Source organism: Rhodopirellula maiorica SM1 (genome assembly GCF_000346295.1).
Lineage (GTDB): Bacteria > Planctomycetota > Planctomycetia > Pirellulales > Pirellulaceae > Novipirellula > Novipirellula maiorica.
In genome coordinates, this window is record NZ_ANOG01000207.1 from 1 (window position 1) to 10556 (window position 10556).

Annotated in this window: 9 protein-coding genes; 4 read left to right on the forward strand and 5 right to left on the reverse strand. The window is 56.8% G+C overall.

Annotated elements, in window-relative coordinates:
* Nucleotides 1-1896, forward strand: a 1896-nt coding sequence (gene thrS / locus RMSM_RS06400; RefSeq protein ID WP_052031522.1) for a threonine--tRNA ligase, incomplete at its 5' end; no start/stop codon positions are given.
* Nucleotides 1897-2030: 134 nt separating this feature from the next.
* Here the strand turns inward: thrS and RMSM_RS06405 are convergent.
* The 5 genes from RMSM_RS06405 to RMSM_RS06420 form a co-directional block, all read right to left on the reverse strand.
* The gene (locus tag RMSM_RS06405; RefSeq protein ID WP_008693189.1) at nucleotides 2031-2216 is read right to left on the reverse strand and encodes a hypothetical protein; all 186 of its coding nucleotides are present in this window, start codon (nucleotides 2214-2216) and stop codon (nucleotides 2031-2033) included.
* Between the two features lie 64 nt (nucleotides 2217-2280).
* Nucleotides 2281-3516 carry a DUF1559 domain-containing protein gene (locus RMSM_RS06410; protein ID WP_040764406.1) on the reverse strand — a complete coding sequence of 412 codons (1236 nt, stop codon included), beginning with the start codon at nucleotides 3514-3516 and terminating at the stop codon, nucleotides 2281-2283.
* 314 nt (nucleotides 3517-3830) lie between these two features.
* A complete protein-coding gene (locus RMSM_RS40730; protein WP_160168243.1) occupies nucleotides 3831-4106 on the reverse strand; it encodes a hypothetical protein in 276 nt (91 codons plus the stop codon).
* Between the two features lie 104 nt (nucleotides 4107-4210).
* Nucleotides 4211-5728 carry a sialate O-acetylesterase gene (locus tag RMSM_RS06415; RefSeq protein ID WP_144057424.1) on the reverse strand — a complete coding sequence of 506 codons (1518 nt, stop codon included), beginning with the start codon at nucleotides 5726-5728 and terminating at the stop codon, nucleotides 4211-4213.
* Between the two features lie 194 nt (nucleotides 5729-5922).
* Nucleotides 5923-7884, reverse strand: coding sequence for a redoxin domain-containing protein (locus tag RMSM_RS06420; protein ID WP_008693201.1), 1962 nt, complete (start codon nucleotides 7882-7884; stop codon nucleotides 5923-5925).
* A 169-nt stretch (nucleotides 7885-8053) separates the two neighbouring features.
* On the opposite strand from RMSM_RS06420, the gene RMSM_RS06425 reads away from it, so the two are divergent.
* The 3 genes from RMSM_RS06425 to RMSM_RS06435 form a co-directional block, all read left to right on the forward strand.
* Nucleotides 8054-9052, forward strand: coding sequence for a fructosamine kinase family protein (locus RMSM_RS06425; RefSeq protein ID WP_052031523.1), 999 nt, complete (start codon nucleotides 8054-8056; stop codon nucleotides 9050-9052).
* Nucleotides 9053-9174: 122 nt separating this feature from the next.
* On the forward strand, nucleotides 9175-9954 hold the full coding sequence (gene hisF / locus RMSM_RS06430) for an imidazole glycerol phosphate synthase subunit HisF (protein WP_008693210.1): 780 nt from the start codon (nucleotides 9175-9177) through the stop codon (nucleotides 9952-9954).
* Between the two features lie 171 nt (nucleotides 9955-10125).
* Nucleotides 10126-10556 (forward strand): alpha/beta fold hydrolase (locus tag RMSM_RS06435; protein ID WP_040764408.1); only part of this gene is annotated, 431 nt, incomplete at its 3' end.

Sequence of the window (10556 nt, forward strand, 5' to 3'; positions counted from 1 at the left end):
TTCGGCCCCACCACCTCAGGTGGATTCTACTACGATTTCGACATCCCCGAAAAAATCAGCGAAGATGATTTCCCCAAGATCGAAGCGGAAATTAAAAAGATCATCAAGGCCAAAGAGCCGTTCGAACGGTTTATCCTCGATCGCGACGAAGCTCGCAAGCTGTGCGACGACTTGGACCAAGATCTGAAAGTCGAGCACATCGACACCGGGTTGTCCGATCAATCCACCGTCAGTTTCTATCGCCAAGGCGAATTCGTTGACCTCTGTCGCGGACCGCACATCCCCGACGCTGGCAAAATCAAAGCGATCAAATTGATGAGCGTCGCCGGCGCGTACTGGAAAGGCGACGCCTCGGGGCGACAACTGCAACGGTTATACGGCACCGCGTTCTTTGACAAGAAAGAACTGGCGGCCTACCTAGAACAGCTCGAAGAAGCCAAACGCCGCGACCATCGCGTGCTCGGTAAACAGCACGGATTATTTGCGATCAATCCCGAAGTCGGACAAGGACTGTGCCTGTGGCTGCCCAAGGGAGCTCGTGTCCGCGTGACCCTCGAAGAATTCTTGCGCCGAGAACTGCTCACCCGCGGTTACGATCCGGTCTTCAGCCCGCACATCGGACGTGTCGAGCTTTACGAAACCAGTGGTCACTTTCCGTATTACCGCGACAGCCAATTTTCGCCGTTGTTCGGCAGCGAAGCGGGTGGACTCGTCGACGCTTGGAATCAGCGGCTCGTCGATGGAACTCTCGATAGCGACAGCGAAGAAAAATTGATGGAAGCCGCCAAGGTGCTTGGCGCGGAATTTCCCGACTACAAGTCGTCGGCATCCAACGAAGAAAAACAAAAGGTGCTGCATCGGTGGCAAACCGTCCACGAACGGTACTTGATCAAACCAATGAACTGTCCGCATCACTGCCACATGTTCAAGGCGATGCCGCGTTCGTATCGACAATTGCCGCTGCGATTGTTCGAGTTCGGAACCGTGTACCGGCACGAACAAACCGGCGAACTGAACGGGATGCTCCGGGTTCGCGGTTTGACTCAAGACGATGCCCATATTTTCTGTACCGGCGATCAAGTCGAACAAGAATTTAAAGCGACCATCGAACTGACCAAGTTTGTGCTCAACGCCGTGGGACTGGACGATTATCGCGTGCAGTTGTCGCTGCGAGATCCCGACAGCGACAAGTATGTCGGCAGCGAAGAGAACTGGGACCATGCCGAAGGCGCCCTCCGCGGCGTGCTTGAGAACTCGGGCTTGGATTTCAACGAAGAACCGGGCGAGGCGGCGTTCTACGGTCCAAAGGCCGACTTTATGGTCCGCGATTGCATCGGCCGATCATGGCAACTTGGTACCGTTCAGCTCGATTACAACCTGCCTGAACGGTTCAAGCTCGAATACACCGGCAGCGACAATGCGACTCACCGGCCAGTGATGATTCACCGCGCACCGTTTGGATCGCTCGAGCGTTTTACCGGCATGTTGATCGAACATTTCGCCGGGGCCTTCCCGATGTGGTTGTCGCCCGAACAGGTCCGCGTGTTGCCGCTGAGCGACAAGTCGCTGGACTATGCCGTGGCGGTTGCGAAACAGTTCGACGAAGCCGGATTGAAGGTGACCATCGACAACAACGACGGCAAGGTGCAAGCGAAGATCCGCAACGCGCAGCTCGACTTGGTCAACTATATGGCTGTGGTCGGTCCGAAAGAGGCCGAAGCAGGTCAGGTGGCGCTACGCGACCGAATTGATGGCGACCTTGGATCGATGCCGATCGCCGAAGCGATTGCACGACTCAAAGACGAAATCGCAACTCGCAAAGTACGGCAAGCGGTCAAGAGCAGCATCAGCACTGCGGCCGCCGTCGACTCGGGTGCAACCGGTCACGAATATTGATTCGCGGCTCGTTCGTTCATCTGCCCTCATTGAGTCGCCGCTTCCGCGGCGATTGACCCAATCACCCCACGCATGCGCGTGGGGTTTTCTTTTTCCGCTACGAAGCTTTACGCTTCGTTTTACTCTTCCTCGACTTACTCTTCCTCGACAGACGCGGGCTCCGCATTGAGTTCTTCGTCAGAGATATTCAACTCGGGGTGCGCGTCGATGTAAGCCTGCATTTCATCTTGGTCGGTGGGCACGGTCGGAGCGTCCGAACCGCAACCCACGATCGCAACGCAAGCGATCAATGGCAGCAGTCGTAATCGTATTTTATTCATATCGTTTTCCGAATGAGTGATGGAATGATGGTGGTGAAATGAGATGAATTCGGAGCTTCGCGGACTAGAAATCCTCGATGATTTCCTTCGAAGCTCGAGTTCCCAATGCTCCCCAAAGCCCGTAAGGACTAGCGCTTCCTGGCAGCGAATCGGGGTCGGTGTGCTGAGCATGAACTCCGACTTGACCACGCCCTGAGTCACCAGCCTCGATCGAATCGGTGACATACTTCACCGCACCATCGCCCATCAACACATGCACGCCGCCTTGGTGACGACTGCTTGGTGGCGCGACAACGATCGAGTAGTAGAAGTTATTGCCACATAGCTCGGCGTTGGGCGGTAGGATCGTCAGCATTTGAGTATAGATCGGCAGCAAAGACGCCCACTTCATTCCACGACGCTCTTCTCCGCTGCCGGTCAAGCGGTTCGGTGCCGGGGTTTGGGACCAGAACTGCGGACGCTCCGGATCAAGGCTTTGACGACAAGCCAGATTTCCGCCCATGTTCAAAATGTTCGAGACTTGGTTGTCGGCCAGATGAGTTCGTTTATCACGATCGCCCAAATCCGTCACGATCTCGCCCGCAAAAATAGTGTTGGACAGTCCGTCGAGCACATCGCGGAACTTGGAATCGAGCTGGACAACGAACGCCCCTCGCTGCGAAGCTCGGACGCGTTCGTACATCGCAGGCGTTCCACTCGATTGAGGAACCCCCGTTAAACGATTGAGTGCGCCGCCAAATCCAGTGTCACAGGAGTCGCCTGTACACATTGCGTAGTTCGTACGCCCAGTCGCGGGAAGTCCAACGCCGGGATCGCTCGGACAACGAAGCGTCGGAATGTTTGTCAACCACGGATCGTAGTTTCCCCAATTCAAGTGCGCCGAGAGAGGCATTCCCGGCCACGGACCCATCGCATTGTAGGTACGAACGTTTCCGCTACTGTCAGTCGTCTGAAACGGATTGCTGATTTGCTCCCATAACGCCTGTTGCTCAAAGAATGGTGTCAATGCAACCAAGGCCGATCGCTCCAGGCGATTGTTGCCTCGCGGTCCACTTTCGTGTCGACCAGCATGGGTGCCTTGCGTACCACCGCCGTGAACCGGAAGCTGCTTGTAGGCCGCATGATAGTTGTGGATCGCGAGTCCAATCTGTTTAAAATTGTTGCTACAGCTCATCCGACGAGCTGCTTCGCGTGCCGCCTGAACGGCGGGCAACAGCAGACCAACAAGCACTCCGATGATTGCGATCACCACAAGCAGTTCAACGAGCGTGAACCCTTTTGATTCGCTTGACTTTCTCATCACGTTCTCTACCCCTGAAAAAAGTACAACTGAAAGAATAGACATTAGGCTCGAGTCGAAACTGCGAGCACTAGCTTCGGCGACTGCCATACCGACGTAGATAAGGAAACAATTCGATTGATCGTCGGGTTTGGTTACATGCAGAACGAACTGCTCCGCGCTGATGCCCTGCTATGGCAGTACTAGTAACCTTAAAGCTTGGGGGACACGCAAGATTGGACGAATTGATTGTGATGCCGCAAAACTGCGCACAAACCTCCTAATTCCCTCCAAGTTTGTGCGGGCTGCAATGAACTTCGTAACGATTTTCATCGTCAGATTGGCTGCGAGTTGATAACGGTGCTGTCAATCGAGCTGTCGCCAGCCATGTCAGCCATCCACAGGTGATCACTGGCGGCGGATTCATAGCGAATCGACATACCAACCGGCCGAAACACCACAATCATCATTTTCAGGGATGGCCTCGCCCCAATGCCATCTACTTTGGTAGCGGGACTCGCCAGAGTTCCTGGTGTTTCAACAGCAAGGATGAGGATTCTGGCGAATCCCACTACTTGAGCGCCAACAATGGTTACCAAAGTAGATGGCATTGGGCTCGCGCTGCCGAGAGTCACAGCCGGACGCGAAAGCGCCGGATCAAAACACTCGAGTGTGGGGTTCACTAACACCCAGGACGACGCAATCGTGGACGGATTTATTCCGGCAGCTTCGGATCATAGCTCAGCAAATCAGGCCGCGAACAAAAGGGGGATGCGGGCAATCCATCACGGCTGTAGAGATTGCAATTCTCTGGGGTTACCGAATACGCGTACCGCACCGCGATCGGCGATAGGACGTCCGGGTTAGACACGACGACCCTGTTCCCTTGGATCTTCGCCGTCGCTGGCTGCCATCCGTTAACCCCATCGGTCAGTTCGAAATGCCCCAATTCCTCCTCGGGTGTTTCATGTGGTACGGAAAGCCCGTGCTTGTCGGCCACCATCAGCCCATGGTCGGCATGACGGAACCGTAGGATCACATTCGTTCCCTCGATCACTTGACGATCAAACATGGGGCCGCTGAAGGCGACCGACTTGCCAAAGTCCTTTGCAAGCGCCCATAACGCCAAACGATGCCCCACGTCGATCTTGTTCGGCGGGTGTATTCCTTCACCATCGATGTCGACCGTGACAACCATCCCTGTGTTCGGCATGTCGTTCGCCAACCGCTGCTGCTCTCGCAGGTACGGCCAACCTTCGCCAGCACCGCTGCCGGGAAGTTGGACGAAGTACACCGGAAGTGCATCGTTTTGCAAGGCATGACGCCAACCTTGGACCAGGGCTCGCATTTTGTATTGGTAGTGGCGAGGGTCTTCCTGAACACCGCAGTTCGATTCTCCCTGGTACCAGATCGCGCCTCGAACGGCGAAGCGACGTAGAGGAGCGATTCGGGCATGAAACAGCCGTCCTGGTAACCAATTGGCGTCCCGTGCTCGCACGCCACCGGGCAACTTCCAAATCCCTTCCAAATCGCCGCGATCCCCCAGTTCAAGCTCTTGTTTTAGTGTCGGATGTGTGCCGAAGGCAGCCCGTGGGATGAAGGGCTCGATCGGGGTTCCGCCGCGCGAAGAGTCGATGATTCCAATGGGAATCCCCAACTCGGATTGCAATCGTTTGGCAAAATAGAACGCGACACCCGAGAAACCGGACACCGTTTCGGGAGAGCAAACGGTCCAGGCCGCTTGTTTGCGTAAGTCGCTCCGTGGCTCAGGGCTCTCCGCCTCATTGATCCGGCAAAACCTCAGCATCGGCAGCTCCGCGGCAGCGATGTCCGTTTTCACGACATCGAGGTGCTGCGACATACTCCGCACCGTCATCGCCATGTTCGATTGGCCGCTCGCATGCCAAATCTCACCGACCATCACATCGTGGATCACGATTGTCTGATCACCGCTCGCGATCCGTAGCGGCCGTGATTCCATACTCGACTGCATCGGCTTGAGAGTAACAGACCAAGCACCATCTTTCACCGTCGACGTCGTCACCTTCTGGTCGGCAAACGTCACGCTCACCTCGTCACCCTCATTCGCCCAGCCCCAAACGGAGACCGGCTTCTCGCATTGCAGCACCATATGATCTGCAAAAATGCCGGCGACTCGCACCTCGGCATGGGCGCTGCCTGCGGCGAGCAGCAACAGGATGAAGGGAACCACGAAATGGCGGCAACGATTCAATTTTCAAGTCCTGAGGTGTGATTCACAAAGCCCTCTCCGTTCCATTTTGATCCGTTGCTTTCTGAGCAGTCGTCCGGCAGCACGATGGGCAACGGGCTCCGAGAGCGAACGCAGACTTACCGCAAATGCCCAACACCGAATGTCTTTGCGACTTTCGCGACGACAGGTCGAGACGAATTCGAATCGCACGGAATTTATGGCGCCGTCTCGACCTCTTGTCTTGTCAAGACACCGTCGTTGTTGGCGTCGAGGTCGTCGAACACTCCGTACAGTTTTCTCGGGGTGTCGCTGCGGGCCAACTTTCCATCGCCGTCGCTGTCGAGCTGCTCGAACTTCTGTAGCCGTGCCGCATTGCGGATCAGAGCTTGCGCTCGTTCTCGTAGCGTCATCTTGGGCTTGCTCACTTCACCGCCCTCTTGTTCGCCCAGCGGAACCGCGTAGTGGTAGTAGCCGATCATCATCTCGTCCCACGTTTGATCGCCCCAGCGAACGGTGGCGGTTGGGTCGGGATTGTTCAAGTTGTCTTCGCTGTTGTCATAGGTAGCGGTACAGACGATTCGGCTTCCCTCGGGGACCGCCAATGGGTCTTGCAACACGTAGGTGGTCTGCCAATTGAAATCGTAGTGCGGGATGTCCAGCAGCGTCGTTCGTTTGCCAGCGGCCGTTTCCAGCTCGTAGCAAAACGACTTGCCACGCACATGCATATGCGGACTCATGCTCAGGAGCGTCGACTCGGCGGGAAACCGTGGACTTGTTCCAGAGGTCTCGTAATTGGCTTCCCCCGGCGGGATCTTTAAACGTGGTTGCAGCGCACTGGTCGTCACGATTTCGTGCGTGACCGATTCAGGATCGACAAAACAGATTCCCAGCGAGCTCTGGTCTTCCTGCTCGGTTCCGATCGGAGTGTAGTGAACTTGAAAAATCAGTTCACTGCCTGCGGGAATTCGCTTGGCATGCCCGGCCGGTGCCAATTCCAAGCGTGCGCCAGGAACATAGCCGACCAAGAAACCGCGTGCCGCATCCAAGCCGCCGCGGGTTCCTTTGGGCGCTGCGAAGGCCAAGATGTGGTGGACGACTTCGCGATTGCCCGGTTTCAACTCGGCCGCTTCGATCCACACGTCTTTGTCCAATTTGGGATCGACGCGGTAGTACTGGTAACGCACCTCGCCCGTTGCGGGGATTTTGACGCTGTCGGTGCTGACGGGAACCACCAAATCGGGTTCACGCGGCAATTGCCATCCCGGCACTTTTTCGGGCAGCGGCGGCAGATTGCTGGCCTCGCCCTTAGGCGACCCTGCATCGACCCAAGCGTACAAGATCTCTTTTTCTTCGTCGCTCATCATGCGGTCGTTTTCAAACGGCAAATGTTCATCACTGGCGTGCCAAGGCGGCATCCGGCCTTCACGAACCACCTCGGCCATCATGTCCGACCACCCCGCTACCTCGTCGTAATCGGTCAACGAGAACGGTGCGATCTCGCCATCGCGATGACACTCGACGCAGCGTTTCCGAAGAATCGCCGCAACTTGGCCACCGTAGGTCACGTCGCTGTCCGTGGCGACCTTCTTCGTGCGACCGATGATGCATCCGACCGTGTCGGTTTGCGGCAGCGATACCTCGCGGCCCGAGGTCAATTCATCCAGTGCGATCCGTAGATCGTGACGACGTGGTTCGTCGCGGATGTAACCGATGCCATATTGGTCATCGATCCGGCCTCGATAACGAAGTTCACGATCCGCATCGTAGACAAACACCTCCGGTGTTCGCTCGGCAGCCACTTGGTCGGCAAAGCGATTCCCGGCGTCTTTCAACAGCGGAAACTCGATGCTTTGACGGTTGGCGAACGAAGCAATCTCTTCGAGCGAATCTTGACGATTGCTCATCACGCCGATCACGCGAACCGATTGCGACTGGTATTGTTGTTGAATTTCGCCCAGCCGGATCGCGTACAATTTGGCCAGCGGACACTCGGTGCCCAACATCGCGACTACCAGTATCGAATCCGACTGAAAATCATCGAGCTTCCAAGTTCGCCCACGGAAATCGATCAGATCAATTCGCTCGAGCGATGTGCCACCGACAGAAGCGGGATCACTGGCGTACACGGGTGGCGTCGGCACCAATACGGCAAGCAAGACGACAAGTATGGACGCCATTCGGAATCGAACGCAATTCACAAAGCACCTTCGAGTTTGGATAAGAAAAATGGATGGGCCTGGAACATCAATCAACCGCAGCCGGTGGGAACCGGCGCTATCGGAACCGGCCCGACTGGAACCGGCCCGACTGAAAACTGCACCCTTATCTTTGGTTTGTTCCTAAGCAATGAAACCACCCACTTCTAGTGATGTTTCGGCAGCCTTTAGCCAGCTGGTCGACCCGAGCACTAAGATATCCGAAGTTCGCAGCGTCGGTGGCGGTTGCATCAGTGACGCCATGCAAATCACGCTGACGTCGGATCGACTCGGCAATTGCATGGTATTCGCCAAGTCGAACGACCCCGGATTTATCGATAATTTTCAATCTGAATGCGATGGTCTGACCGCTCTAGCGGCAGCCGACACAATTTTGGTCCCCAAGCCGATCGAGGTAGGGGTGGCGGCTGAGCGAGCGTGGTTGATCACCGAGTGGGTGGAAACGCGGCCCTTATCACCGAACTTTTTTGCCGATTTCGGTCGACAATTAGCAGAACTGCACCGCGTGACCGCTGGCAGCCAAATCGGTTGGCGAAGCGACAATTTCGTCGGTTCGGCGGTCCAGCCCAACACGGCGACCGCTAGCTGGGCCGACTTTGTGGCCGAAAATCGCATCGGGTTCCAGCTCCGCTGGGCCATCGACCAACAGCGGGCTGATGCGAAGTTGCGTCGTGATGTCGCGGCGATTGCGGCGGCGATGCCCGAATTGTTGGCCGGGCGGGCGGACGATACTTCGCTTTTACACGGCGATTTATGGAGCGGTAACTATCTGTGTGGATCGGGACGGCACTGCGAAGAGCGGCACTGCGAAGGCCGGCACTACGAAGAGCGGGACAGAGAAGAGCGGGACGGGGAATGCCATGATTATGACTCACGTGTGCCTGTGATCCTCGACCCGGCGGTCTATTATGGGTGTCGCGAAGCGGAATTTGGGATGCTGAAGCTGTTTGGTTCCTGTCCACCCGAATTTTACGACGCCTACCAATCCACTTGGCCGCTGCCCGACGGTTGGCAACGTCGCACAAACGTCTATGTTCTTTATCATCTGCTGAACCATTTGAACTTGTTCGGAGGCGGTTACCTTGCCCAATGCCACCAAGTCGCGAGTGAAATCTTGCGAATGAAGTAGCTCTAACGGATCGGGGCCGCAACCGCCTCGGAAATTTTCCACCATCCCGTTTTCCACCATCCCGTTTTCCACCATCCCGTTTTCCGTCATCCCGTTTTCCATCGAACCCCTGAGAAACCGTCATGCTCGCCGCGCGAGTGATTCCCTGTTTGGACGTCCACAACGGACGCGTCGTCAAAGGCACCAATTTCGTCAATCTGCGTGACGCCGGCGATCCGGTCGAAGTCGCACGCCGCTACGAGGCCGAAGGGGCGGATGAGCTGGTATTTTTGGATATCACCGCCAGCCACGAGGATCGCGACATCATCTTGGATGTCGTTCGTCGTACTGCCGAGCAGATCTTCATGCCGCTGACCGTGGGCGGAGGCGTTCGCACGATCGAGGACGTCCGCGCGTTGCTGTCTGCGGGGTGTGACAAGGTTTCGATCAATTCAGCCGCCTGTAAAGACCCGGAATTTGTTCGCCGTGCCGCCGACCGCTTTGGCAGCCAGTGCATCGTCGTCAATATCGACCCCAAGCGTGTCCAGCGTGACGGCAACGAGTTTTGGGAAGTTCACATCAACGGCGGACGCACTCCGACGGGCCTGGAAGCAGTCGCCTGGGCCAAAGAGATCGAAAACCTCGGGGCGGGCGAGATCGTGCTGACCAGCATGGACGCCGATGGCACCTGTGACGGCTACGACATTCCGGTCACTGCCGCGGTCAGCGATGCGGTCTCGATCCCAGTCGTCGCCAGCGGCGGTGCAGGAGGCCCACAACACCTGATCGATGCAATTAAGCTAGGGAAAGCCGACGCGGTGCTCGCGGCTAGCATTTTTCACTTTGGCCAATTCACGATCGAGGAAACCAAACAAGCGATGCGAGACGCCGGGATCCCCGTCCGCTTAAGCGCCACCGCCTAAGCAGGGTGCTCTCGCTGGTTTCCCCGTAATGGGCGAGGCCACGAGTCCCGCCATAGTCGTAATGGACGAGGGCACGGGTCCCGCCACAGTCGTAGTGGACGAGGGCACGGGTCCCAGGGAGCGAATCAATTCGGGGTAACCTTGGCAGCGAACTTTCACCGAAATTCTAACATGACGACCTCCTCCACTCCGTTTACCGCTCGCTTCCGTGTGCTATACCAGCCCGAAGCGACCGACTCCGGCTCGGGCAGCGACGTTTTCCCCACGGTTTACTGGTTCAATCACGCGGGCGGCACGACCAACACGTTGGCGTTCCGCGTCCGCTCGGACCCGCCGCCACGTCCAATGCGGCTGCTGACGCCGCGGTTGCCCGAGCGCGAAGACGACTTGGATATGACATTCGAAGGCGATTTGGAACAACTTGCGCAAAAATTCGCAAATCAAATCGCGGAGGATTACCACTCGACCGAACGCGAAAACAGCCCTCCTGTCGTGATTGTCGGGCACAGCTACGGAGGGGCAGTGGCCTATCGCGTCACCAAACACCTGACTCGCTTGGGAATTTCGCCTCATCGTTTGGTGATCTGTTCGACGCGGTCTCC

Excerpts from the sequence above, each read along its gene's own strand:
- hisF (WP_008693210.1), top strand. The coding sequence starts at position 9,175 with ATGCTCGCCGCGCGAGTGATTCCCTGTTTGGACGTCCACAACGGACGC.
- RMSM_RS06425 (WP_052031523.1), top strand. The coding sequence starts at position 8,054 with ATGAAACCACCCACTTCTAGTGATGTTTCGGCAGCCTTTAGCCAGCTG.
- RMSM_RS40730 (WP_160168243.1), bottom strand. The coding sequence starts at position 4,106 with ATGCCATCTACTTTGGTAACCATTGTTGGCGCTCAAGTAGTGGGATTC.
- RMSM_RS06420 (WP_008693201.1), bottom strand. The coding sequence starts at position 7,884 with ATGGCGTCCATACTTGTCGTCTTGCTTGCCGTATTGGTGCCGACGCCA.
- RMSM_RS06405 (WP_008693189.1), bottom strand. The coding sequence starts at position 2,216 with ATGAATAAAATACGATTACGACTGCTGCCATTGATCGCTTGCGTTGCG.
- RMSM_RS06410 (WP_040764406.1), bottom strand. The coding sequence starts at position 3,516 with ATGAGAAAGTCAAGCGAATCAAAAGGGTTCACGCTCGTTGAACTGCTT.